General features: G+C 55.9%; 18 protein-coding genes, 1 tRNA gene and 1 pseudogene. 4 read left to right on the forward strand and 16 right to left on the reverse strand.

Annotation, left to right across the window (positions count from 1 at the left end):
• Positions 1 to 3 precede the first annotated feature (3 nt).
• The 5 genes from pafA to KCQ76_RS00340 all read right to left on the reverse strand — a co-directional run bounded on the left by pafA (position 4) and on the right by KCQ76_RS00340 (position 5,999).
• Positions 4 to 1,401, reverse strand: coding sequence for a Pup--protein ligase (gene pafA / locus KCQ76_RS00320; RefSeq protein ID WP_046205204.1), 1,398 nt, complete (start codon positions 1,399 to 1,401; stop codon positions 4 to 6).
• Between the two features lie 32 nt (positions 1,402 to 1,433).
• Positions 1,434 to 1,622: a ubiquitin-like protein Pup gene (locus KCQ76_RS00325; RefSeq protein WP_046202329.1), complete on the reverse strand. Its 189-nt coding sequence runs from the start codon at positions 1,620 to 1,622 to the stop codon at positions 1,434 to 1,436.
• A gap of 117 nt (positions 1,623 to 1,739) precedes the next feature.
• Positions 1,740 to 3,302, reverse strand: a complete 1,563-nt coding sequence (gene dop, locus KCQ76_RS00330; RefSeq protein ID WP_060941884.1) for a depupylase/deamidase Dop — start codon at positions 3,300 to 3,302, stop codon at positions 1,740 to 1,742.
• On the reverse strand, positions 3,292 to 5,010 hold the full coding sequence (arc, locus tag KCQ76_RS00335; protein ID WP_046202328.1) for a proteasome ATPase: 1,719 nt from the start codon (positions 5,008 to 5,010) through the stop codon (positions 3,292 to 3,294). Before arc ends, dop begins: the two co-directional genes overlap by 11 nt.
• 152 nt (positions 5,011 to 5,162) lie before the next feature.
• Positions 5,163 to 5,999: a tRNA (adenine-N1)-methyltransferase gene (locus KCQ76_RS00340; RefSeq protein ID WP_046202327.1), complete on the reverse strand. Its 837-nt coding sequence runs from the start codon at positions 5,997 to 5,999 to the stop codon at positions 5,163 to 5,165.
• A 117-nt stretch (positions 6,000 to 6,116) separates the two neighbouring features.
• Between KCQ76_RS00340 and KCQ76_RS00345 the strand changes: the two genes are divergently transcribed.
• Positions 6,117 to 6,929 (forward strand): RecB family exonuclease, encoded by an 813-nt coding sequence (locus KCQ76_RS00345; RefSeq protein ID WP_046202430.1) that lies wholly within the window; start codon positions 6,117 to 6,119, stop codon positions 6,927 to 6,929.
• Positions 6,930 to 6,982: 53 nt separating this feature from the next.
• On the opposite strand, the gene hisG is transcribed toward KCQ76_RS00345, so the two are convergent.
• The 6 genes and pseudogenes from hisG to KCQ76_RS00375 all read right to left on the reverse strand — a co-directional run bounded on the left by hisG (position 6,983) and on the right by KCQ76_RS00375 (position 15,232).
• Positions 6,983 to 7,837 (reverse strand): ATP phosphoribosyltransferase, encoded by an 855-nt coding sequence (gene hisG / locus KCQ76_RS00350; RefSeq protein WP_046202326.1) that lies wholly within the window; start codon positions 7,835 to 7,837, stop codon positions 6,983 to 6,985.
• A 90-nt stretch (positions 7,838 to 7,927) separates the two neighbouring features.
• The gene (locus KCQ76_RS00355; protein ID WP_046202429.1) at positions 7,928 to 8,191 is read right to left on the reverse strand and encodes a phosphoribosyl-ATP diphosphatase; all 264 of its coding nucleotides are present in this window, start codon (positions 8,189 to 8,191) and stop codon (positions 7,928 to 7,930) included.
• A 41-nt stretch (positions 8,192 to 8,232) separates the two neighbouring features.
• Positions 8,233 to 8,922 (reverse strand): HAD family hydrolase, encoded by a 690-nt coding sequence (locus KCQ76_RS00360; protein ID WP_046202325.1) that lies wholly within the window; start codon positions 8,920 to 8,922, stop codon positions 8,233 to 8,235.
• Between the two features lie 149 nt (positions 8,923 to 9,071).
• The gene (gene metH / locus KCQ76_RS00365) at positions 9,072 to 12,668 is read right to left on the reverse strand and encodes a methionine synthase (RefSeq protein WP_373369241.1); all 3,597 of its coding nucleotides are present in this window, start codon (positions 12,666 to 12,668) and stop codon (positions 9,072 to 9,074) included.
• A 514-nt stretch (positions 12,669 to 13,182) separates the two neighbouring features.
• Positions 13,183 to 14,370 (reverse strand): annotated as a pseudogene (gene mshC / locus KCQ76_RS00370) (cysteine--1-D-myo-inosityl 2-amino-2-deoxy-alpha-D-glucopyranoside ligase); the annotation flags it as partial.
• Between the two features lie 34 nt (positions 14,371 to 14,404).
• On the reverse strand, positions 14,405 to 15,232 hold the full coding sequence (locus KCQ76_RS00375; protein ID WP_046202427.1) for an undecaprenyl-diphosphate phosphatase: 828 nt from the start codon (positions 15,230 to 15,232) through the stop codon (positions 14,405 to 14,407).
• A gap of 440 nt (positions 15,233 to 15,672) precedes the next feature.
• Between KCQ76_RS00375 and KCQ76_RS00380 the strand changes: the two genes are divergently transcribed.
• Positions 15,673 to 16,857 carry a YncE family protein gene (locus KCQ76_RS00380; RefSeq protein ID WP_221914770.1) on the forward strand — a complete coding sequence of 395 codons (1,185 nt, stop codon included), beginning with the start codon at positions 15,673 to 15,675 and terminating at the stop codon, positions 16,855 to 16,857.
• A gap of 2 nt (positions 16,858 to 16,859) precedes the next feature.
• A complete protein-coding gene (locus KCQ76_RS00385) occupies positions 16,860 to 18,020 on the forward strand; it encodes a quinone-dependent dihydroorotate dehydrogenase (RefSeq protein ID WP_082089847.1) in 1,161 nt (386 codons plus the stop codon).
• A 7-nt stretch (positions 18,021 to 18,027) separates the two neighbouring features.
• On the opposite strand, the gene KCQ76_RS00390 is transcribed toward KCQ76_RS00385, so the two are convergent.
• The 3 genes from KCQ76_RS00390 to KCQ76_RS00400 form a co-directional block, all read right to left on the reverse strand.
• Positions 18,028 to 18,630: a YbhB/YbcL family Raf kinase inhibitor-like protein gene (locus tag KCQ76_RS00390; RefSeq protein ID WP_046202322.1), complete on the reverse strand. Its 603-nt coding sequence runs from the start codon at positions 18,628 to 18,630 to the stop codon at positions 18,028 to 18,030.
• A gap of 39 nt (positions 18,631 to 18,669) precedes the next feature.
• The gene (locus tag KCQ76_RS00395; protein WP_236881541.1) at positions 18,670 to 20,283 is read right to left on the reverse strand and encodes a hypothetical protein; all 1,614 of its coding nucleotides are present in this window, start codon (positions 20,281 to 20,283) and stop codon (positions 18,670 to 18,672) included.
• Between the two features lie 190 nt (positions 20,284 to 20,473).
• Positions 20,474 to 21,013, reverse strand: a complete 540-nt coding sequence (locus KCQ76_RS00400; RefSeq protein WP_146003221.1) for a hypothetical protein — start codon at positions 21,011 to 21,013, stop codon at positions 20,474 to 20,476.
• Between the two features lie 511 nt (positions 21,014 to 21,524).
• On the opposite strand from KCQ76_RS00400, the gene KCQ76_RS00405 reads away from it, so the two are divergent.
• Positions 21,525 to 21,610 (forward strand) — tRNA-Leu (locus KCQ76_RS00405).
• Between the two features lie 72 nt (positions 21,611 to 21,682).
• Here the strand turns inward: KCQ76_RS00405 and meaB are convergent.
• Entirely contained in the window at positions 21,683 to 22,825 is a 1,143-nt protein-coding gene (meaB, locus tag KCQ76_RS00410; protein ID WP_046202319.1) for a methylmalonyl Co-A mutase-associated GTPase MeaB, read from the reverse strand.
• Positions 22,826 to 23,116: 291 nt separating this feature from the next.
• Positions 23,117 to 25,366 carry a methylmalonyl-CoA mutase gene (gene scpA / locus KCQ76_RS00415; protein ID WP_046202318.1) on the reverse strand — a complete coding sequence of 750 codons (2,250 nt, stop codon included), beginning with the start codon at positions 25,364 to 25,366 and terminating at the stop codon, positions 23,117 to 23,119.
• Position 25,367: the final 1 nt, after the last annotated feature.

Here is a 25,367-nt window from a genome sequence, read left to right on the forward strand (position 1 = left end):
ACCTTATCGGTCAAGAATCGAACTGATCATGTCATCGGCCCGCGAATCGTGCGCGGCAAAGGGGTCGAGGAGCGCAATGTCGTGGGGCTCTGGCCGGTTGATTTTCAGCCGCGTCCAATCGACAGACACATCGGCATCCTTCTCCTGAGCAATATGGAGGAAATCTCCCCGCATTTTTGCTCGTGTGGTCTGCGGCGGTGTATCAGCCGCATCGGTGATAGGTGAATCCGCACCGTCCAGCCACCGTGAGACACGGCCGCGCTCTTCAAGAGTCCGGAGAATACCTTTACCAGGCCGGATATCGTGATACGCGTAGTCGATCTGTTGCAGTTTCGGATGGGTAAGGTCCCAGCCGAACTTGTCCTGGTATCGGTCGATAATGCTCTTCTTGATCACCCAGTCAATATCCGCCGCGATCGACGTTGTGTCCCCAGAATCAATGGCCGCAAGCACTTTCTTCCACAAGTCGACGACGCGCTGCATGTCGGCAGTGGGCGTGCCATGCTGCTCCTCGGGGCGCTCGTCCAGCCACTGCTGAGCTTTCTCAGCGAAAGCCTGCTGGATCTCAAGAGCGCAGCTTATCCGCCCCGACCGGAGCGGAACTTCTGCCCGTCCGGTGAGATCACGGCTGATATCGCGAATAGTTTTTGATGGGTTGGCGATTTCCCACTCGTCGAAAGAGCAACCAGCTTCCAGCATTTCGAGGACGAGGAGCGCTGACCCGATTTTGAGAGCAGCCGTTGTCTCCGACATGGACGAATCCCCGACGATGACGTGGAGACGTCGGTACATTTCGGAATCAGCGTGAGGCTCATCGCGGGTATTGATGATGGGGCGTGAACGGGTTGTCGCCGACGACACCCCTTCCCACACGTGGTCAGCGCGCTGACTCAGCTGATAACCAGGGGTGGTGTACCCGTCAGAAAACCTCGAATGAGGGCGCGCAATGTGCCCGGCGCCGCAGATTAATTGTCGGGTAATAAGGAACGGTATGAACTCTTGGCCCAATTTCTTCAGAAGAATCGCCCGGCCCACAAGATAGTTCTCGTGACACCCATATGAATTCCCGAGGGAATCGGTGTTGTTCTTCATCAAATGGATCGCGCCCTCAATGTGTTGGTCAGCGAGGGCGTGCTCTGCCTGGTCAGCGAGCCGGTTAAGCGTCACTTCCCCAGCCCGGTCATAGATGAGCAGTTGATCGAGGCTATCGCACTCAGGGGTGGCGTACTCCGGGTGCGAACCGACGTCGAGATATAAGCGTCCGCCGTTGAGCGTGTAGATGTTGGAGCTACGGAAACGGTCGACGATCGGCCGAAATAGCTGACGAGCAATGTCGTCGGGAGCGACTGCTTGTACTCCGTCATGGGTACAGGTAATCCCGAATTCGGTCTCAATTCCCATGATCCGGCGGGTGAAAACGGCTTTGTCAGCGCTCACTGTCCACCCTTTTGAACGTAGGAACGAACGAATTCTTCTGCGTTCGATTCCAATAAGCCGTCGATTTCGTCAAGAAGGTCGTCGGCACCTTGTCCCCTAATCTGTGACTGGCCGGCGGCGTTCTCGGGTTCATCGGCGTTGTCGTCGCCGGGCTTGGAGCCGTGAATCTGCGATGATTTTTCCATGCTTAAAAGCCTTCTTAAGTGTTCTCACTATGTGTGATTCATTGTAATCTGACGATCTCAGTGCCCGTTATAACCTTATCGCGTATGAGTGGTTTATAACTGCCTATGACTCACAGATTATGGACTTGGTAGCGGCGTGACATCGCAGACACCTGACGACGTGAGATAACGCGTCACATCATCGACGCTCTTTGCGCTCTCAGTGATGTCGTAGGTGGCGGTGGCGTTGGCGGCCGTCGGTGAGCTCAGGTCGATCCGTTGCGGGTGAGCTGGCGTGACGATGAGATTATCCCAGTTCGCTGCGATAACCTCACTGGAAAAACGGTCCACCAATCGTCCTCTGAGCCAAGCCCGTGTATCGGTGGGCGGCGTGTCGATCGCTGCCGTCACATCGTCGGGATCAACGAGTGTCCGGATCTTCCCCCGTCGAACCAGGGCATAATAAAGCCCCTTCTCAGGATCGCAATCGCTGTATTGCAAATCAATGAGGGCCAGCCGGGGATCATCCCACTCCCCTGTCCCACGCTGTCGAAAACCATCGAGCAGCGCATATTTCGCCGTCCAATCGAGACGATCAGCCGTCGACAAGGGGTCGGACTCTAAGTCATCAAGGATCTCGCTCCAGACCTCTATCACTTTCTTTTCGGCGGCGCTCAGGCTGATGACCCCGCGGTCCGCGGCATCGATCACACGATCACGGTAGATACGCTGAATATCCATGGCTGTGCGCTCAGTCTTACGGTCCTCCCCGCGCAGGGTCGCCGTACACGTGAGGTCACGTGAGACGCGATAGACATCGTCGACCGGTGATTCGAGGGCGAGGTCAGAGAAATCAACGCCGGCTTCGATGGCGTCGAGAACAAGCGACGTGGTGCCAACCTTGAGGAACTGTGAATACTCGGACATGTTGGCGTCCCCAATGATGACATGGAGGCGCTTCCATTCGTCGGCATTGGAGTGCGGCTCGTCGCGGGTATTGATGATGCCCCGGTTCAGCGTGGTCTCAAGCGATACCTTGGTTTCGATGTAGTCAGCACGCTGCGAAATTTGGAAGCCGGCGGTATCCCCCTGCTGCCCAAGGCCGACGCGACCAGCTCCAGTCATAATCTGGCGCGTCACGAAGAAAGGGATCAGTCCTTGTTCAATCGTGGCCATATCTGTGTCGCGGCGATACAGGTAGTTCTCATGGGTTCCGTATGAGGCACCCTTGCCGTCCACATTGTTCTTGTAAATCTTGAGGTCCCAATGCTCCTGATCTTGCCCGATGCCGGCCTGCGTAGCAGCGCGCGTCGCCCGGTGCATAATGACCTCACCGGCTTTATCCCAGATCACCGCCGACAACGCATCTGTGACCTCGGGAGATGAATATTCCGGGTGCGCGTGATCCACATAGAACCGTGCGCCATTGCGCAGAATGATATTTGCCGCGCCCATAGCATTGGGTTCCAACACGGGCGTGTGATTCATAGCGTATCGACGAAGATCAAACCCGCGCGCGTCACGAAGAGGCGATTCAGGCTCATAATCCCAGCGCGTCCGCCGAGCACCGAGCCCCAGCGCGTCGGCATACGACATGACAGCGGCCGTCGAGGTCAGAATAGGGCTGACTGCGGGGTTTTCGGGGCACGAAATTCCGAATTCGGTTTCTGTCCCTATCACTCGGGGTTGGTTATGAAGCATCGGTATGTCCTTTGCCGGAATCGGTATCTGCTGGCTCGGTCGCCTCTGTCTCGGTTGTGGTCTTCCGGTTGTGGCGCGCCACCGTTACCTCTGTGACACGCTGGCCTGTTCGCCCGGATATCCGTGCCCATTCGTCGGGATTAGCGGTGTTGGGGAGATCATCATTTTCAGCGAACTCCTGGTCAACTGCCGTTCTCACGTCCTCGAGCGAGACACCATGATCATCAGGCTGCCCCGACGCTAATGCCCGCTTCAGTGCATTCTTCTTCGCGCGGTCAACGATGTTGGCAATCATCGCACCAGAGGCGAAGTCGCGATAATAAAGCACCTCGCGGCTACCATCCACGAAAGTGAGCTCAACAAATTCATTATCCGAGTGCTGCGCATACATCCGACTACTGAGCTCATCAATCAGTGCAGCCACAGCAGCATGGCGGTCCCCCGTCTCCTCAACCAGGGCCGGATCCAATGGCAGGGTATCCACAAGATACAGCTCTGCGATTTCCCGCGCCGATTTTTCATCGGGACGCTCAACGCGGATCTTCACATCCAACCGACCCGGCCGAAGAATAGCCGGATCGATCATTTCCTCACGGTTAGAGGCACCAATAACAATGACATTGCGCAGGTCCTCAACCCCGTCGATTTCAGACAGAAGCTGTGGAACAACGGTATTTTCCAGATCGGAGGAAATACCCGAGCCACGAGTCCTAAAGATCGCATCCATTTCATCGAAGAACACGATGACCGGCCGCCCGTCCTCAGCGATCGATCGAGCACGGTCGAAAATCTGCCGAATCTGCCGCTCCGTTTCGCCCACAAACTTATTGAGCAGCTCCGGGCCCTTAATGTTCAGGAAGTAACTCTCTCCCCCACTACCCATTTTTTCCGCTAACGAATGGGCCACAGCCTTGGCAATCAACGTTTTTCCGCAGCCAGGTGGGCCATAAAGCAAAACACCCTTCGGCGGCTGGAGATCAAACTTCCGATACAAGTCAGGATGAGTGAAAGGCAGCTCAACAGCGTCATGAATCATCTCAATTTGGTTATGCAGACCCCCAATGTCCTCGTAGGACACCTCGGGGATCTCTTCCAAAATAAGATTTTCGACGTCGGCCTTCGGGATGGATTCGAAGGCGTAGCCCGCCCGGTAATCAACGAGCACCTGATCCCCCGCGCCGACGTTCTTCTGCGACCACAACTCGTAGAGCGGCGCGGCAATCTTAAGGACGCGCAAATCGCCCATTGTATCGGCGACGACGACCCTCGAGCCGCCGGGGAGAAACTCCTTAACTACGGCGATATCGCCGAAATCACTAAAGCCACAATGCTCGACGACTTCCTGCCCCTCCCCCAACCGAACAAGCGCGCCGGGCGTTAACTGCGAGGTATCCACCCCGGGAGCAACCACTAAACGCATCCGTCGATTAGACGTAAAAACTTCGGCGGAGTGCCCACCGGGGTTGAGTTCGAGGAGAGTGCCGTACGTACTCGGCGGATCGGACAATGCGCGGATTTGTTCATTAAGAGCGTCTAATTTGTCGCGTGATGCCTTCAGCATCTCGACGAGTTTGGCGTTTCGTGTCCCTAAGGTCCGATTGGCTAATTGTAATTCTTTCAGCGACGGGGTCGCGTCGTTATTGTTGCCTTTTCGCGAGGTGCTCGATGCCGTGCTGTGGGATGAGGTTTGTTGTGAAGCTGTCGTCATAACTACCAGTCTACAAAGACGATCAAGCTCCATACCGGTGTCGGTTCTAACCTCATTGAGGACGAATGCTAAGCCCAGGCTCACCTGGATTTATGACCTCGTTATACCCCCTCATCGCGTATCATTTCCCGAGACAGATACCTCTGAGATAACTACTTTTGGGGGCGACGCTTAGGCTTGGGTGGAACAGTGCCATCAGCCAGACGACGCGCCCATACCAAGAATGCCGTGTGCGCATTCATGCGATGCTCGGGGCGAGTAGCTAGCCCATCGACCTTCCATTCGCGAACCAACGATTCCCACGCTCGAGGTTCCGTAAAGCATCCGCGGTTCCGGATTCCTTCCATGACCTTCATTAATTGGGGAACTGTCGCTACATAAGCCATCAACACCCCGCCAGGTAGGAGCAGATTCTGGCAGGTTTCCAAGCACTCCCACGGTTCCAACATGTCCAGAATGATCCGATCGATGGGGCCATCGAGGTCATCGACGGTGACGTCGCGGAGATCACCTAGCCGGGGCTGCCAATTATCCGGTGCCGACCCCATGAATTCGGAGACATTCGACAACGCGTATTTCAGGTGATCGTCGCGAATTTCATACGAGAACACCGTCCCGCGCTCCCCGACAGCGCGAAGAAGGGACAAGGTGAGCGCTCCCGAACCAGCACCTGCTTCAAGGACTCTGGCACCGGGGAAGATGTCCCCCTCAATCACGATTTGTGCAGCGTCTTTGGGGTAAATAACCTGCGCTCCGCGAGGCATGGACAGGACATAGTCCACCATCAGGTGGCGGAAACACAGGTACTGGCCGCCTTCGGTAGAAACGACGACTGTTCCTTCGTCCTTACCAATGATGTCGTCGTGAGCAATGGCCCCCATGTGCGTGAAGAATTTCTCCCCCTCGGCCAGCTCAATGGTGAAATGACGACGCTTCGCGTCGGTAAGTTGAACGCGATCTCCGGGTCGAAATACACCCGTATAGGCCATTGAGCAAGCTCCTTCACGAAGAGAAATGACGGTTGTGCGGTGAGTAGTCTCACGGTAGCTCACGGATAGTCTACGGGGTGCATGGGTGACGACGGTCATGCGCTAGGGTCATGGATCATGAGTGCTCGACGTCGTATGGCTTTATCCCCTTCCCGGGCAGGAGACTACCGGCAGTGCCCTCTTCTGTACCGGTATCGTGCCATTGATCGGCTCCCTGAGCCAAAGACGGTTGCGCAGGTCAAGGGCACTTTAGTGCACGCCGTGCTAGAGAATATGTACGGCCAACCACGTCCAGAGCGCACGTATCCCAAAGCCACCAAAATGCTCAAACCGCAGTGGGCACAGATGGTTGATAAGGATCCGGACCTAAGGGAACTCGTTCCTGATGACAAGCTTTTTCCCTTCTTAGTGGAATGCCGTTCCCTCTTGAAGGGGTACTTCGCCATGGAAAACCCCGAAAACTTCGACGCTGACGAGTGCGAAATGTTGGTGGACACCACGCTGCCTAATGGCGTTCCCGTGCGAGGGTTCATTGATCGTGTCGACGTTGCTCCGACAGGAGAAATCCGCGTGGTTGACTACAAAACTGGCAAGAAACCTATACCGCGGTTTAGCCAGCAGGCCGTATTCCAAATGCGGTTTTATGCGCTTGTGTACTGGCGTTTATTTAATATCATCCCGACGCAACTCCGCCTCATGTACCTCAAGGTGATGGATTCTATGTACCTGGCCCCTTCCCAGGTGGAGTTGGAGTACTTCGAACGGGATATTGGCGACCTATGGTCGAAGATCACCCGCGACGGGAAGACGGGCCGGTTTCTGCCCAAAGAATCCAAACTGTGCGATTGGTGCTCTTTTCAGTCTCTCTGCCCCGCCAAAGGGGGAACGGAACTGCCCTATCCAGGGTGGCCCGATGACGCGCGAAACTAACGCTCCTCCCTGTGCACCTGTGTGTGCGATCACCGAGTTACATATGCCCGTTTTTACCGAGTAAGGCGGGCAATACGTATATCTGTTGCCAGGATCGCTTCCGCACCCAATGCCGATAAGCGGTCCATAAGTTGGTTAGCGTCCTTGCGCGGAGCCATCGCACGGACAGCGACCCAGTCATCGTCGGCAAGTGGTGAAACAGTGGGCGCAGATAAACCAGGTGTGAGCTTGGTAGCCTCAGCCAGGAGCGACTTCGGGCAGTTGTAATCAATCATGAGGTAATTCTTCGCGTGCAGAATGCCCTCAATCCGTCGCAAGAGGATCTGGTGTTCATCAGTAACGGGCTGATTATGCCGGCCGACAATGATGGCCTCGGATCTACAAATCACGTCCCCAAACGGCGACAACCCCTGTTGGCGTAGAGTTCGTCCCGTGGAGACAACATCAGCGATGATGTCAGCTACCCCGAGACGGATGGAAATCTCTACCGCCCCATCCAATCGGATAACGTCGGCCTGGATGCCCCGCTTTGCGAGATCTGCACTGACCAGATGCGGATAGCTCGTCGCGATGCGCTTTCCCTCGATCTTGTTGAGATTCCACTCCTCATTCTCGGGGGCCGCGTAGCGGAAGGTCGACGCGCCGAAGCCAAGGGCGAGGAGTTCATCCACTCCATTCGCAGCAGAATCCGCAGCTAAGTCGCGGCCGGTGATTCCTAGATCGAGGTGGCCTTTAGCGACGTAGATAGCGATATCTTTGGGGCGGAGGAAGAAAAACTCCACGTCATTTTGTTCGTCCCATGACGTGAGGTCTTTGGAGTCTCGGCGCATCCTGTAGCCCGCCTCCTCCAAAATGTGGGTAGCAGTCTGAGACAGAGAACCCTTGTTGGGAACGGCGACGCGAAGCATGGAATAAAACTCCTGAAGGCAAGAAAGAGAAGGTGGACAATGGGGTGAACCGGGGTCGCTGTGGTTGCTGAATAGCTGTACGTAGAAGGACTACAGATACCGGTAAATATCGTCCAAGGACAGACCGCGTTTGACTGCGATAACCTGTAGCCAGTAGAGCAACTGGCTGATTTCCTCAGATAGTTCGTCGTCTGACTGATATTCAGCGGCTAACCATACTTCGCCGGCTTCCTCGACAACTTTCTTTCCAAGGAAGTGGAGGCCCTTGTCGAGAGCTTCAACAGTTCCTGAGTCTTCGGGGCGCTGTTGTGCGCGGTCGGTGATTTCAGCGAAAAGCTCATCAAAATTCTTCACAGTCGTCATTCTTTCATATGCTCGTCGTGGCGTATGCACATCTAGAGTTCGTTCCATAGTTCGCGGAAATCGTCGATGCCCCACGCATGCCCATCGCGCGAAGCGAAACTGGTCACTCCGCGTAGTTCATGGAGGGTTTTTATTCCCTGAGGTAGCTCTAGGCCCGGCTCCACCGGAACGCCGAGGACACGGCATCCGGCCGCACGAGCTGCAGACATTCCGGTCGGTGAGTCTTCTACGACGAGGACGTCGTCGGGATTGACGTTCATCAGGTCGCATGTTCGCGCGTACCCGTCGGGATAGGGCTTACCGCGAGGGACCTCGTCCCCGGCTACCGACGTGGCAAAGAACGCGCCACCGATAACTGGTAAACAGTGATCCACCAACGAGCGGGCCGTGTTGGTGACCAGTGCTTGGGGGATACTCGCGTCGTGAATATCTTTGAGGAGCGTGGGAAAACCGGGCCGAAAGTCGAATCCCTCGGAAAGAATCTCGCCCATTCGCGCAAAAAACCACGTTTTCCAGGTGTCAATGAGCGCCGGATTCGGGGTCTGTCCAGCGAATTCCAGGCACGTTGAAATGGTGTGTTCCGCAGTTCCGCCGACGGTGACCGCTCGTTGTTCGGGTGTGAGGTCTACTCCCATCAACGTGGCCATCTCGTAGGTGGCTATCCCCCATCGCGGTTCAGTATCGACGAGGGTTCCATCCATGTCCCAAGCAATCGCACGCATGCAACATAGTGTACGGAGTGGCACTGCACCGCAGCGCGAGGAGTTCATGGAATGGTGCGTCGTCTGGTTGTCACGACGTTCACGCCGATACTTGATGGTACGAGCAGACATGATGGTCGGAGACTATCGGTTCCGGTCGTGGCACGAATTTACACATTGAAATACTTTGCCTCCGGGTGGTAAAGCACGAACGCGTCAGTTGATTGCTCAGGGTGCAATTGCAGCTCTTCAGACAACTCGACGCCGATCCGCTCAGGACGTAGAAGGTCCACCAGTGCCCGGCGCGATTCCAGGTCGGGGCATGATCCGTAGCCAAAGGAGTAGCGTGCTCCTCGGTATTTGAGGTCGAAGAATGCTCGGTCTTCGGTGCCGTCGTCGTCGCCGGCGTGGGTGCCGTCGGCGAAGGCGAGTTCGGCTCGGACGCGGGAGTGCCAGTATTCGGCAAGAGCTTCGGTGAGTTGGACGCCGATGCCGTGGAGTTCGAGGTATTCGCGGTAGTGGTTGTCTGTGAAGAGGACGTTGGCTTTGTCCGCGATGGGTTGCCCCATGGTGACGAGCTGAAGTGGGAAGACGTCGGTGTGCCCGGTGCGCTGGGCTTCGTCGCGTGAGCGGATGAAGTCTGCGATGCAGAGGAACCGTCCCCGTTGTTGGCGTGGGAACTCGAATGATGTCACGGGTTGTGCCGCGGGATCTGGGTTTTCTGCCTCGTCGGGCACGGGCAGGATGTGGACGGTGTTGCCTTCTGAGACAGCCGGGAAGTATCCGTAGACGACAGCCGAGTGGTTGAGGATTCCTTCTGCTTTGAGATCATTGATCCATGCTCTGAGCCGTGGGCGCCCTTCGGTTTCGACGAGTTCCTCGTAGGAGGGGCCGTCGCCGCCACGTGTTCCGCGGAGGCCCCACTGGCCCATGAAAAGGGCGCGTTCGTCGAGGCAGGTGAGATAGTCTCTGACGGGTAGGCCTTTGACTATGCGTGTGCCCCAGAATGGTGGGGTTGCGATGGGGGTATCGGTGGCGACGTCGGAGCGATCAGGAATGACGGCAGGGGTGCTTTCTGCTTTCCGCTTTGCGGCGATCTTTCGTGAGCGTTCGTGCCTGGCTTTCCGTTCTTCTTTCTTTTTTTGTGCGCGTGTGGCAGCGGCGATTTGTTCTTCGGTGAGTTCTCGCTGTGAGCCGCGCTTCATGGACATGATCTGATCCATCAAGTTCAGGCCTTCGAAAGCGTCGCGCGCATAGTGGACATCGCCCTGGTAGAGTTCGTCGAGGTCATTTTCGACGTAGGTGCGAGTCAGTGCTGCTCCGCCGAGGAGGACGGGATAGGTGGCTGCGCCGGCTGTGTTCATCTCGAGGAGGTTGTCTTTCATGACGACCGTCGATTTCACTAAAAGTCCGGACATGCCGATGACATCAGCGTGGTGCTCAGATGCTGCGTGAAGGATGCTGGAAATTGGTTGTTTGATGCCCAGGTTAACTACGTCGTAGCCGTTATTGGACAAGATAATGTCCACGAGGTTTTTCCCGATATCGTGGACGTCTCCTTTGACCGTGGCCAGGATGATCTTGCCCTTGGAGGCGGAGTCGTCGGTAGCCTCCATGAACTGTTCAAGGTGGGATACGGCTGTTTTCATTGTTTCAGCTGATTGCAGCACGAAGGGAAGCTGCATCTGGCCCGAGCCGAAGAGGTCTCCGACTACTTTCATGCCAGACAAGAGATCTTGGTTAATGATCTCGAGGGGGTCTTTGTCAGCTCGGGCGAGATCGAGATCAGCTTCAAGTCCGTTCTTTTCTCCATCGATGATGCGCTGCGCTAGCCGCTTAAAGAGCGGGAGTGCCTGCAGGGCCTCTGCCCGTGCGTCCTTGGCATCGGCGGCCGAGACGCCTTCGAATAATTCCATGAAGGTTTGCAGCGGATCGTAATCCTCTGGGGCCGTTCCACCTCGTCCTTCCGTTCCACGACGGTTATAGACCATGTCCAGGGCGACGGTGCGTTGATCGTCATCGATACGGTTCATCGGTACGATCTTGCTGGAGTGGGCAATGGCTGTATCCAGCCCGGCCTCGATACATTCATTCAGAAAGACTGAATTCAAGACTTGGCGTGCTGCCGGATTAAGCCCGAAAGAAATATTCGACAGTCCCAGCGTGGTGTGGATGTCGGGGTGACGTGTGGTGATTTCGCGAATGGCGTTGATCGTTTCGATACCATCGCGCCGGGTCTCTACTTGTCCGGTTGAAATCGGGAAAGTAAGGCAATCGACGATGATGTCGCTTTCGCGGAGCCCCCACCGCGTGGTGATGTCCGAAATAAGGCGTTCAGCGATCTCAACTTTCTTCTCTGCAGTCCGCGCCTGCCCCTCTTCGTCGATAGTGAGAGCCACTACCGCCGCTCCATGCTTCTTGACCAGTGACATAATCCGGTCATAGCGGGACCCCGGGCCGTCACCGTCCTCAAAATTCACCGAGTTGATCGCGCACCGGCCACCAAGGTGCTCAAGTCCCACACGGATAACATCGGGCTCCGTCGAATCCAACATGATCGGCAGCGTCGAGTTCGTCGCCAAACGGCTCGCAAGCTCGGCCATGTCTTGGGTGCCGTCACGGCCCACATAGTCGACGCACAAATCAATCATGTGGGCGCCGTCGCGAGTCTGGGCCTTCGCGATATCCAAGCACTTATTCCAGTCGCCCTCGAGCATCGCCGTGCGGAAAGCCTTGGAACCGTTAGAGTTCGTCCGCTCCCCAATCATGGTGATCCCCGTGTCCTGAGTCAGCGGCACGGTTGAATACAGAGATGAGACATTATCGTCGAAGTCGTGGTGGCGCGCCGGGCGTGTGACGGTGGGAGACTCCGAGGCGTCCTGTTGTGAGTCCGGCGAACCGATCACCGCGTCACGAACAGCAGTTATGTGCTCTGGGGTTGTCCCGCAACAGCCGCCGACCATGGAGAGACCATAATCGCGCACAAAGTGGACACTCGCTGCGGCAAGTTCGTCGGGAGTCAAGGGATAGACAGCCCCGTTGGCGCCGAGCTCCGGCAAGCCAGCGTTCGGCATGACTGATACCGGCATGGGCGCATGAGCAGATAAGTAACGCAGGTGCTCGTTCATCTCGTCGGGGCCGGTTGCGCAGTTCATCCCGATGACGTCAATGCCTAGGCGTTCCAGGGCGGTGAGGGCTGCGCCGATTTCTGACCCCAGCAGCATTGTGCCGGTGGTTTCTACCGTCACGTGGCACATGATCGGTAAGGTGGTCCCGCAATCGTCGAAAGCCTGCTGGACGCCGTGTACCGCGGCTTTGACTTGCAAGAGGTCTTGTGCGGTCTCGATCAGGATGGCGTCTGCCCCACCGCGGACTAATCCGCGGGCTGCTTCCGTGTATGCATCGCGGAGATCTGAGAACGGAGCATGCCCGAGTGTCGGAAGCTTTGTTCCCGGACCTAATGATCCGAGGACGAAACGCCTCATGCCTTCTCGGCCAGGCCCCATGTCGTCAGCAACCGATCGAGCGATCTGGGCGCCGGCGTATGCAATCTCCTGAATGCGATCTTCGATACCGTAGTCTGCAAAATTGGGAAGGTTGCAGCCGAAGGTATTTGTTTCTACAGCATCGGCTCCCGCTTCGAAGTATCGGCGGTGAATGTCGGCCAAGATGTCGGGGCGGGTGATGTTGAGAATTTCGTTGCATCCCTCGAGTCCTTGGAAATCTGCGTCTAAGTCAAGCTCAATAGCTTGAAGTTGCGTCCCCATAGCTCCGTCACCGATAAGTACCCGGTCATGGAGGGCCTGGAGAAACTCGGAACTCGTAGGATTCAAAGGTTGACACTCATCATTCACGGATAGACAGCTTAGTCTATTGTTGGGGTGCTCGACCAAATCCGGCGGTGATTTACAGTTTCAGCCCAAGCAGAGCATCGACACACCCGGCAACGAGAGCTGCAGCGGGTGAAAGATGAGAATATAAAGCAGAAGGGTCATCACCGCGCTGATGGGTTGCGGGTAACAGGTCTACAGTAAGTTCCCCTGATGCATGTGAGTGCGCTCCGCACCGCTGGGTACCCGCCGTTGCGGACGCAAGCTCCACAGACTTGGCATCCGCTTCGCTGTCTTTCCCGTCGTCCAGAATAGTGATCTTCCCTTGAGCAACACTGAGTTTTTCATCCGCTGCTGGAGCCGCGCAGGGAACTGGAACAGATAGCGATTCGTGGGCGTTCTTCCCGTCGACACCAGGCAGGTTCCAGATCTTCTCCTTGTCGACGATACCGCCTGCCCACTCGTCGATGAGATCGACAGCGGCTGGTGTGTCCAAGTCAGTTGCGAGGGCGCGACGAACGTCGTCAACTAGTCGACGGGCTCGCGCTTCAGAATCAGCATCGTTGTGGGTATGAACCGCCTCGGCGGCGGTGCGCCACAGCGCTAAACGTCGTGAGGCGGCAGCCAGAAGAGCATCCGACCAGTTGCGCTGGTCACGGTAATGCCCTGCATAGAGGGCTAAACGGATGGACGATGGATCAGTTCCGGCATTGCACAACCTGGATACAAATACAAGGTTGCCCAACGACTTGCTCATCTTGACGCCACCGAGGGCGATAAGTCCGGTGTGCATGTAATGGTCAGCCATGCGTTCTACACCGCATGCCGCTTCTACGTGGGCTGCCGAGTATTCGTGGTGAGGGAAAATGAGGTCCTCTCCCCCGCCCTGGACATCAAAATGACTGCCTAAATACCGCGCTGCAATAGCGGCGCACTCAATATGCCAGCCGGGCCGTCCGCGTCCAAAGGGTGAATCCCACGCAGGTTCACCGGGGCGCTCTGCACGCCACAGTAGGGAATCTAATGGATCGCGTTTCCCGGGGCGGTCTGGATCGCCGCCCCTCTCCGCGAAGAATTGTTCCATCGTGGATTCGTCGTAACGCGATTCGTAACCGAATTGTGGAGTCGCTGTTCGATCGGCATAGACATCTGGGTAGGTGGGATCGTCCACAACATAGGCAGACCCGTTGTCGAGCAAAGTACTAACCATGTCGATGACGTCGGGAATAGCTTCAACTGCACCGACATATGACGTTGGTGGAATCACCCCAAGATTAGCCATATCCTGGCGGAAGAGGTCGGTTTGTTCCTCCCCCAGCTCCTGCCAATCCACCCCGTCGCGTTGGGCTCGCTCGAACAGCGGATCATCCACGTCAGTAACATTTTGCACGAAGTTCACGCGGTGGCCATTCGCCAGTAACTGCCGATTCAAAACGTCAAAGGTGACGTACGTAGCAGCATGCCCCAAGTGCGTCGAATCATACGGGGTAATTCCGCAGACATACACCGTCGCCTCGTCGAACGGTGTGAGAGGGGTGATCTTACGGGATGCCGTATCCCACATGTGGAGAGGAACCGGCTGGTCCTCCCCGACAACGGAACGGAAATCAGCAACAAGGGGTTTTTGCCACGACTGCATGAGCCTTAGTCTACGGCCCTCCGGGCGATAGGGCTTAGGCGGCTGCCATCACGCCTGTAGCCAGGAGGATCATTACGATAATCCCCACCGGGATGCGGTACGCAGCAAACCAGGCAAATGAATGGTTGGCGACGAATTTGAGCAACCACGCAATAGAGGCGTAGCCCAGCGCAAACGCTATTAAGGTACCTACCAAAAGTTGCGGACCGGAAGCGATTTGCCCGTCGGATGGGTGAAAAGCATCAGGCAGAGAAAAAAGTCCGGAAGCCAGAACGGCAGGGATAGCTAGCAAAAACGAAAAACGCGTCGCAGCCTCACGATCCTGGTTAAGGAAGAGCCCCGCGGACACGGTGCCACCCGAACGAGAGACGCCGGGAATGAGCGCAAGGCATTGAGCGAACCCCATGATGATGGCGTCGCGCATGGTCAAGTCTTTCTCCGTCCGCGTGTGACGGCCCACCCGTTCGGCCCAAATGAACACGGACGAGAACAGGATGAGCACCGCGGCGGTGAGCCACAAATTGCGGAAATTGTCGCGGATGAAGTCTTTGAGGAGGTATCCAAGAATTCCCACGGGAATGGTGCCCACAATCACCATCCACCCCATGCGGTAGTCGGCCCCGCGCTTGGTTTTATCCATCAGGCCAGCGAACCATCCGGTGATGATGCGCCAAATGTCCTTGGCAAAAAACACCAACACTGCCGCTTCTGTCCCCAACTGAACGACGGCAGTGAATGAGGCACCAGCATCCTGGTTCCACAGAAGTTGGGACACGATCCGGAGATGGCCCGACGATGACACAGGCAAGAACTCTGTGAGGCCCTGGATGATCGACAGGATGATCGTTTGTATCCAACTCATGTGGGTCTCGGTACCGGCGGCCGCAAGATCAGTGGCTACATGGGCATGGCTAGCAGCGTGAGCGGACGTGTCCGCCTGACTCAGCCACGAGGCTGGTGATTGCGCTAATAAGGATGCGGTTTCGTGGATTCTTCCCGTCACCGATCCAAGAAAACCGTGAGCTTGGTGGAGCTGATGTACGTGCGCGAACGCATCGTGAACTCCCCCTGAAATAGAGGTGAGTGCCGAATTGGCCATAGAAACTACCTGTCGTGTAGCCCGGACTAGGAGCCCGGAAATGGATAGAGACACGGCAAGTAGGCTAGCAACTTTATGGCCTCACCGTTATCCTCCAGCGTATGGGCTATTCGTCCACGAACGAAAGCATGTGAGAATCACCGCGCATTTTTTGGTCGTCGCCTTGGTGTCTTAGCTCCTTGACCTGTAGTAGCGTTACGAGAGTGATTTCCGACGGTACTCCTGGTCAATCGATTCGTACTGGTACATTGCCGACGCAGCGCAAACAACGTCGTCTCGGTGCGCGAGCGATAAGCATCGCGTGTTGCAGTGGTCTGGCCGTCACGATGTTGGCGGGTTGCTCACGCAGCGATGATCAAGAAGCGTTATCGAAGGCAGAAGACGTTTCTCCGACGTCGGTACCTGCCGCGGAACCCCCGTCGGGAGATACTCGCGATGTTGACCTCCCTGGCGACGGTGTTTCCGATGTGGTGGTGAGTGGTCAATCAGACTCACCAGTCATCGCGGGGCTGTCCGGTGGAAAAATGGTAGTCGGAACCTCGTCGGACTGGACGAACGGTAGTCCCAAGGCCGTTGATCTTGGCAAGGATTGTAAAGATCTTTCTCGTGCTGCGGGCGGCGGTTTTTCTGTCGCATGCGAGAACCATGTGCTCGTTTTCGATGGACAAGGTAAGAAGGTTCACGATCTCGAGGTTGACGGCACCGCGACGACGGCGGCGGTGACCAACGATGTTGCCAGTGTGACTTTCGCCGGTGAGAAGAAAATCAAGTACTTCCCTCTGGACGGTTCCGATAAGGATGGAAAGTCAACTGTTTCTATTGGCGAAGGAGCAATCCAATCGCTGATCGTGGATCCTGATCCTAAATCTGGGTCAGATAAAGAGATGTCAGCAGTGTTTGACAAGAAGCAGTCGAGTTTGACGGGTGTGTACCCCGGTGAGGACAAGGAAGGCTCGTCGCTACGAATCGGCCAAGGTGCTGGGCAAATTGCCGGTGGGCAGGACGGCGTCGTTGTGGCGTCGTCAACCAAGTTGAACTCGATTGAGATTTTCACGGCCAACGATATCTTGAGGAAACACCAAACAATCCATACCGATTCCGTTCCGTGGGGTGTGACGTGGGATGCCAACACGCGCACGGTATGGGTGACGTCAACGGGCAAGAACACTGTCATTGGTTATGACATTTCGTCGGGTGTTCCAGTCAAGGTAGCGACGGTGCATACGATTCCCGATGCTCAGTCGGTTGTTGTTGACGGCGATGGGGGCCTGTTGATTGCGTCGCCGCAGTCGTCGACCGTGCAACACATATCGAAGGATCAGGTCAGCGAGGCACGTCATGAAGGAGCCTCGAGTGAGCCGAGTTATCCCGTGAAGAAGGAAGCGTAACCATGTCGTTGACCAGCAATGATCGTATTGATGCCGATCTTGACGAATGCAGGAAGGAACATCCCGTACGAAGCGCTATTTACTCCTGGTCGTTGCGGCAAATGTTTCGCTTGGACCCTGAGACTATTCATTCATTAATGACGAAGGCCTTGGCCATTTTTCAGCGTATGTCGATGGCTAATCGGGCTCTTGAGCGATGGTGGGCTGTTCATGACACAGCGCTGGAACAGACTGTTTTCGGTGTGAAGTTTCCTCGTCCGTTGGGCCTGGCTGCGGGGTTTGATAAGAGCGCAACGTCCCCGGATGTGTGGGCTCCTTTGGGCTTTGGGTTCGCGGAGCTAGGTACTGTGACCGCGGAGGGACAACCTGGTAATCCCTCCCCCCGGCTTTTTAGGTTGCGACGGGACCATGCGATTTTAAATCGGATGGGCTTTAACAACGAGGGTGCCGTGGTGTGCGCACGGCGAATTGCTCGCCGCCGAAGCCGTGATGTGATTGCGGTTAATATCGGGAAGACGAAGAAAACCCCGATTGACGAGGCTGCAGAGGATTATCGCTTATCGGCTCGTTTGCTTGGGCATCACGCAGATTTCGTGGTGGTGAACGTCTCGAGCCCGAATACCCCGGGGTTACGGGATTTGCAGGCTGTGGATTCTTTGGGGCCAATTGTGGACGCTGTTCTTGATGAGGTCGAGGACACACCTGTGTTGGTTAAAATTGCCCCTGACCTGTGTGATGACGACATTATCGCGGTTGCGGATTTGGCCCTGGAGAAGGGGCTTGCTGGGATTGTGGCGACGAATACGACCATTTCCCGCGAGCATTTAACGACGCCGTCGACTGAGGTGGAGGCGATGGGGGCTGGTGGTGTGTCGGGTCGCCCGGTGGCGGACCGTTCCCTGGAGGTTCTGCGTTTGTTACGCAAACACATGGGTGGGTCGTTGGCTCTTGTCTCTGTCGGTGGAATTGAGACCCCGCAGCAGGCGTGGGAGCGTATCGGTGCGGGCGCGAGTTTGCTCGAGGGGTACACCGGGTTGATTTATGGTGGCCCAGATTGGATTCGAGATATCCATCGTGGTTTGGCAGAGCAGGTTCGACGCCATGGATTGAGTTCGATCGCTGAGGCTGTGGGCCGGGAACTCCCCTGGATCCCAGCCTCGTAGTGGTTCTTTAGTTTTCTGCCCAGCCCCAAATTATTGAGCGTGCGAGGGTGTGGAAGTTGAGGTTGAAACCGAGGATTGTCGGAGTTGAGTCCTCCGGGATGTCGAGCTTGTCGACGTCGACGGCGTGCACGGCATAGAGGTAGCGGTGCGGGCCGTGTCCTTCTGGAGGCATTGCCCCGTAGTAGCCGCGTTTTCCCGAGTCGCCTTTGAGGGTTTGGGCGCCTTCCGGGAGGGATGGCGTGTCTTCGGATCCGGCGTTTTTGGGGAGTTCTGTGAGATTGGCTGGGAGATTGAATACTGCCCAGTGCCAGTATCCGGAGACCGTGGGGGCATCGGGGTCGTAGACGGTAACTGCCAGGGATTTTGTTCCTTCTGGAAGGTCAGACCACGAGAGTTGGGGTGAAACCCCGTCGGGTCCTTGCAAGTCGTCTGGTAGTTCATCGCCCGATGAGAAGTCTGCACTGCTTAGCGGAAATGTGGGAACGTCCGGTAGGTATGCGTATGGGTCTGCGGCTTTGAATCGGGGGTCAACGTAACTCGGTGTGCTGGTCGCGGTGGTACCAGAGGTTGGTTCTTGCGTGTTGTCGGTTGCTTTCGGTGAATCGCTCATGACCCCAGTATGCCCGGATATCTGTTCCGATGCAGCGGTTCACTTGTTTTCCCGCAGTTGTGCGCCGATCACGTGTGGCGTGGTGAGACCAATATCTCCCCGGAGTTGCCGGAGGTTGTACTCTGCTTCGAATTCGCTGGTGATGGGCTTGTATTTCCCTTCTGGCTCTTGTTTTTGTTTTTTAGATGAGTTGCCGTAGCCGCCCATGGGCGCGATGCCCGTCCTGCCCGTGGTTGGGCGTGAACCGTCGTGCCCGGTGGGATGTGGAAAGTTACTTCGTCCCGTTGAGTGTTCGTTGTGACCGTAATTTCGATCGTTGTATGAATTTCCACGGTCCGTCATGTCACTGTGTGAAAACCTATTGCGGTCGTTGCCATGCACTGGGCTGTGGTCATGAGGACCAGGGTGCACTATGACGCTGCGGGTCCGAGGTTCGCTGTGTGAACCCGCGGGGCTTTTATCGAGATGTGAAGTTGGGGAATTGGGCTTCATCGACTTGTGGTAAGCGTTCGCGTTGTTCCGGTTCCACGGATCTTGGGACCTGGGTGTCACTGTGTGATTGTTACGGCCATTGTTATACGAGGTCCGTGGAGTGTGAGGTGCGGAGGTACGTGGCGACTGATTGACCGCATTAGTTGTCGGCGGCCCATACGGCATGGGGATGTGTGTATGTGCGGATGCTCCGGGATTGGTGTGTGAAGGAGAAAAACTGTTCGTTCCCTTAGATGGCCGGAATTGAGAAGGAACCGCGGCGGGGACTGTATTTGCCGGGGTCGGTGGTGTGGTGGTGTTGCCAACTACCCCTCCGCCTGCTGGTCCTCCACCTGTGCTGGTCGTTGTTCCTCCGACGGATGTCCCGGCTGTTCCGACGGCTGGTGTGCCGTGGGTGGCGCTCATGACGCTAGTCGGGGAAACACCGGCTGTGCTGCTGTGTATGGGTGTTGGTGCATGTGCAGTGAGGTGTCCTCCACCCTGGCCGACGTTGGGACGTTCGGTGAGGTTGCGGAGTGGTGGCACCGCCGCGGTGAGCATGGCTTGATAAGGACCGGTCATGAATTCACGAGTGGCTGCCCGTGCTGCTTCCCCGGCTGCGCGTACTCCGGCGGGGTTGGTGGCTGCGGCGACCGCTGCGGCGTGCTCGGCTTCGATGGCGGCAATCTGGGTACGGGCGGCCTGCCGGATGTGGGGCAGTTGGGAGACCGACGCATGCATGGCAGTGGCGTTATCGGCGAAGGATTGAGCCGTGGCCATCACTTGGGTACAGCACGCGGCGGCGGCATCAACAGCCTCTCCTGTGTTTTCTTCCAGTTGAGTGCGGGCTCGTGCGAGGGCGTCGACAGTCTTGTTTAAAGAACTGGACAGGCTGCGCCAATAGTCGGCGAGGGCATAAATGTCGCTATCGTTCCCGGCATCAAGCATGGCCACGAGGGCCGCCGGGTCATCGGTGCCACCGTGAGTGGGGTCAGTGAAATCAAAGGGGCTAAATGCCCCATCCGGACGTGTCGGGAAGGTGAACTCTGTGTCCTGTATCGACTTCAGCCCGCAGAGTATGGCTGCTGAGGCATCGTCTTGGCCGATGAAAGCACCCCGCATCGCCCTCGTGCCTTCAGCCAACCAGCGGATGAGATGCCGGAGCTGCCGCAAAGTTTGCATCGCACTGCCGGTTTCACCGTCAATTACCTGACAATGTTGCTCTCCCAACATTCGCAACCCAGGCTCACCAGTGTAGTCCCCAGATAATTTTTTGGAATATAGAATATATTTGCCCCCAGAGATATCATTTCCATTCTCTAGGAATTCTAGAGCCCTATCTAGGGAACAAGTATCAATCGAAATGGCCACTTTAAGTTAACCTCTCATTCAGTGTCTTAACTAAATCGCATAATTCTGCTTCGTTCAAAGTCTGTGTCTCATCTATAGCTTGAACCGCGACGCGTCCGAGTTGAGTTTCGGTGTAGACCACGCAATGAGGATCTCCTACTATCCTTCCCCAACGTGTAAAGGTTGTAGGATTCTCGTTCTCAACCCTTTTACCTGGGACTTCTTCTCTACTTCGTTTGTCGGTACCGAAATCCATCAATAGTGGCTGCGTTTCATTCGTCTCTCTCAAAAGGCAGTCATTAAAATGCAAAAATTCATCTTTGTCGGATGATTTCTTTATGAATCCCCTACTCTCCCAATACCCTGGTGGGGCGTCTTCACAAAGGTCGGCGTTCTCAAAAAGTGGGTCTGAGTAGTCATAGGATCCGTCGGGGTTCTTTTTTGCTTTCACTGGATATTTAGCCAATATTTCCGGACGCTCCCACAATGGAACCTCATCATCGTTCTTTTTTGAGCTACGTTGTTGCACTGGTGATTGTGAAGAAATGGGAGGATGCGTCATTACCGAACTACTCAGCGTCGTCTCGGATAGGTCCGAATTTATTTCACTGCTCTTATCAGTGGTTGTGTGACACCCCGCTAGCATCCATACGGCCATAGCGATACAAGTAAACTCGAGGAGGCCTTTCTTACGCTGGTGATGGGCCGATAGCGATACCGTGGGCACACGGTATCTATTAGGACTTGGATTGAGCGACGAACATGTCATCGTAGATAGATCCCCCAAAAATTAATCCCCCATTGCGCTCCGCGTGCCTGTCCCCCAGGATGCGGTGCGAATCTGGCCTAATAGTAGCGCACTAAGACGTCCTTGCCTAGCGTCAGTCGGTGATGACCAGTTATCGAATTAGCCCCGATACGCAGGGGAAAAAGAAATCCCCATTGCCACGCATCCGGAATTGCGTGAACCCTTCAAGACGTGTGTCACGATTTGTGACCAGCAGATTTGTGCACAGACTTTGAGACAACTAGAGTATTGCCTCGTGCTCAGCTAATTGCTGACTTTTTACCCTGTCCGGGTGGCGGAATGGCAGACGCGCTAGCTTGAGGTGCTAGTGCCCTATTAACGGGCGTGGGGGTTCAAGTCCCCCTCCGGACACAGAATAAACCCGGGTTCCCATCAAATCCTGATGAGAACCCGGGCTTTGCAATGCTCGGAACACTGCCCTAACTACTCGCGCTTGCTCAGCTGACTGTCAGTGGTCTCTCCGGTATCAAAAGCCTTGAGGATGCGTTCTGCCGCAATCGTCGGTGTCACCTGGCCGGTGCGAAGCTGCTTTTCAATCAACTTCTTTTCCTTCTTCACTGCCTCAGATGTGTTCAACCGGGTCAGTAAAGTTTCATGGACCATTTGCCATGTCCAGCCGATTTGCTGGTTCCTCCGTTGCTCATCAAACCGGCCTTCGGCCACCATTTGATCGTGGTGCTCTTCAACCACTTTCCAGAACTCCTCGACGCCGTTACCTTCAGCAGCGGACATCGTCATCGTCGGAGGTTTCCATGAGGCATTTGCTGGTCGAACCATGCGCATTGCCGCACCTAGTTCTCGCGCGGCCCTCTTTGCACGGCGAACATTGTCTCCATCTGCCTTGTTGATGGCGACGAGGTCGGCGAGCTCAAGAATGCCTTTTTTGATGCCCTGCAGCTGGTCCCCGGCGCCTGCTAGAGCTAGGAAGGTGAAGCAGTCGACCATCTCGCTAACAGCGACCTCCGACTGCCCCACACCAACAGTCTCGACGAGGATAACGTCATATCCCGCGGCCTCCATAACAATCATGGTCTCGCGGGTTGCTTTAGCTACACCACCAAGTGTTCCGGCACTTGGGGATGGCCGAATATACGCGTTCTCGCTTTGCGAGAGCTTCGTCATTCGGGTTTTGTCTCCCAAGATTGATCCTCGTGAACGAGTAGACGAAGGATCAATGGCGAGAACTGCCACTTTGTGGCCGTTTTCTACAAGGTATAAACCGAGGCGTTCAATGAATGTCGATTTACCGACGCCGGGGACGCCCGTAATACCTACTCGCAATGCCTTTCCAGAGAAAGGCAGCAGCTTCACCAATAGTTCTTGGGCCAACACGTGATGCGCCGGCGCGGAAGACTCAAGCAAAGTGATGGCCCGAGCAAGCTGGGTTCGCTCATTATTCCGTACGGAGGTGAACAAAGCATCCACGTCGATGCGGTGGCGGGCTCGCTTAACCGCTTCCGGAGCAACCGCCGACTTTCCTGGAACTTCAGTCCCTGCGGTCGTCGTTAATGACCCGAGGGTTGACTCGAGAAATTCATCTCCCCGCGCTTGGCTATTGGAAGACATTGATATCTCCGCCTTTCTACGAAGAGCTCGTCATAAAAATAATTCTATAAGTAAAATATGTAATTAATTATTTATTTGTATAAAACTCGACCGACCGCACGATGCTCGACCGACCGCGGGACGTTTGACGTTTCTCTCTACATAATGCCCATCATGAGGACAAAGCGCTCCCTTCCCCACCCCAATCGGCCGGGAAAAGAGCGCTCATCATGCAGCTAAGGAATCTCGGCACAACCCGAAAGGATCACCACCGGGAAGAACAATGGTGCCGCAATTCCCTAGCTTTATGCCTTAGGCCTCCGTTTTGTCCTCAGCCTCAGAGTCGTCCGATTTTTCATCGTCATCGATATGAAGCTCGATTCCCATGTGTGCCGACAGCTTGGTCAGCATGTCGATCACGGAATCTGCGATAACAGTGCCCGGTGGGTAAATGGCGGCAGCACCGTCGTCGTACAGTTCTTGGAAATCTCCTGGAGGAATAACGCCGCCCACGATGATCATGATGTCTTCGCGGCCCAGCTTCTTTAATTCCTCGCGAAGCTCGGGAACGATCGTCAAGTGGCTAGCTGCCAGCGACGATACCCCGACGACGTGCACGTCGGAATCAACAGCAGACCGAGCAGCTTCGGCAGGAGTTTGGAATAGAGGTCCGACGTCAACGTCCATCCCTAAGTCGGCATAAGCGGACGCAACGACTTTCTGCCCGCGGTCGTGACCGTCCTGTCCGATCTTCGCGATGAAGATACGTGGCCGGCGGCCTTCTTCCTCGGCGAACGCATCCGCCATAGCGGTGGCTTTAGCGACATTACCCACGGAACGGTCCTTACCTACCTCGTCTTTGTACACACCCGAGAGCGTGTGGATCTCTGCCTGGTGACGGCCGAATACTTTTTCGAGAGCATCAGACATCTCACCGACGGTGGCACCAACGCGGGCAGCGTCGACAGCAAGCTTTAGAAGGTTGTGCTCGAGGTTGCCGTGGGATCCGTCCATGCCCGCAGCTCCGGTTAGAGCATTCAGAGCTTGGTCGACGGCACCCTGATCACGCTCAGCGCGCAGTTTCTCCAGCTTGTCGTGCTGTTCTTGGCGAACGCGGCTATTTTCGACCTTCAGAACTTCGATGGCTTCATCCTCGACGCCCACGTACTTGTTGACACCGATGAGAGCCTGACGGCCAGAGTCGATACGGGCCTGAGTACGTGCTGCAGCCTCTTCGATGCGCAGCTTCGGAATGCCTTGCTCGGTAGCCTTCGCCATACCGCCGGCTTCTTCCACTTCGCGAATGTGCTCGCGAGCTTCCTCGACCAACTGGTTGGTCAACCACTCGACGTAGTAGGAGCCAGCCCACGGATCGACCGGGCGAACCGTATTGGACTCTTGCTGCAAGATCAGCTGGGTGTTACGGGCAATACGAGCTGAGAAATCTGTCGGGAGCGCGAGAGCCTCGTCCAGAGCGTTCGTGTGCAGTGACTGCGTGTGCCCCTGCGTTGCCGCCATAGCCTCAATGCAGGTACGCCCGACGTTGTTGTACACATCCTGAGCGGTAAGCGACCACCCCGATGTCTGAGAGTGCGTACGCAAAGCGCGTGACTTCGGGTTTTCGGGGTTGAACTTGCTGACGATTTCGCTCCATAAAATACGGCCAGCACGGAGCTTCGCAATTTCCATGAAGGTATTCATCGAAATGCCCCAGAAGAACGAGAGGCGAGGTGCGAAAGCGTCGATGTTAAGGCCAGCATTCAGGCCAGCGCGAATGTACTCCAGGCCATCCGCCAGGGTGTACGCCAACTCAAGGTCAGCCGTCGCTCCAGCTTCCTGAATGTGGTAGCCGGAAATCGAAATGGAGTTCCACCGCGGCATCTTGTTAGAGGTGTACTCGAAGATCTCCGAAATAATCCTCATCGACGGCTGTGGAGGATAAATGTAAGTATTACGGACCATGAACTCCTTCAGAATGTCATTCTGAATCGTTCCGGCCAGCTTCTCCGGAGGAACACCCTGTTCTTCGGCGACGATAATATACAGAGCCAAAATCGGCAGCACAGCACCGTTCATCGTCATCGACACGGACACGCTGCCAAGGTCAATTCCCTCGAACAGCTGCTTCATATCCAGGATGGAGTCGATGGCCACACCAGCCATACCAACGTCACCCTGAACACGAGGGTTATCTGAGTCATAACCACGGTGAGTGGGCAGATCGAAGGCCACCGACAAACCCTTCTGACCAGCGGCTAGGTTACGACGGTAGAACGCGTTCGACTCTGCAGCGGTCGAGAAACCAGCGTACTGGCGGATTGTCCACGGGCGGTTCGTATACATCGTGGGATATGGACCACGCATAAATGGCTTGATGCCAGGATACGAATCTAGGGGGTGCCCCGCCTTGAGGACGTGTTCCCTATCTTCGCCGTTATAGACGCGTTTGACGTCGAAACCCTCGGGGACTGTCCACGTCCCCTTATCTTCTTCAGCTGATGTTGTCGCTGCCTTCTCTGTAGCTCGCGAAACATCGGCAAAATTCGGAATACTTGTGCTCATT

Origin of the sequence: Corynebacterium parakroppenstedtii (genome assembly GCF_019754935.1) — a bacterium.
Taxonomy (GTDB): domain Bacteria; phylum Actinomycetota; class Actinomycetes; order Mycobacteriales; family Mycobacteriaceae; genus Corynebacterium; species Corynebacterium parakroppenstedtii.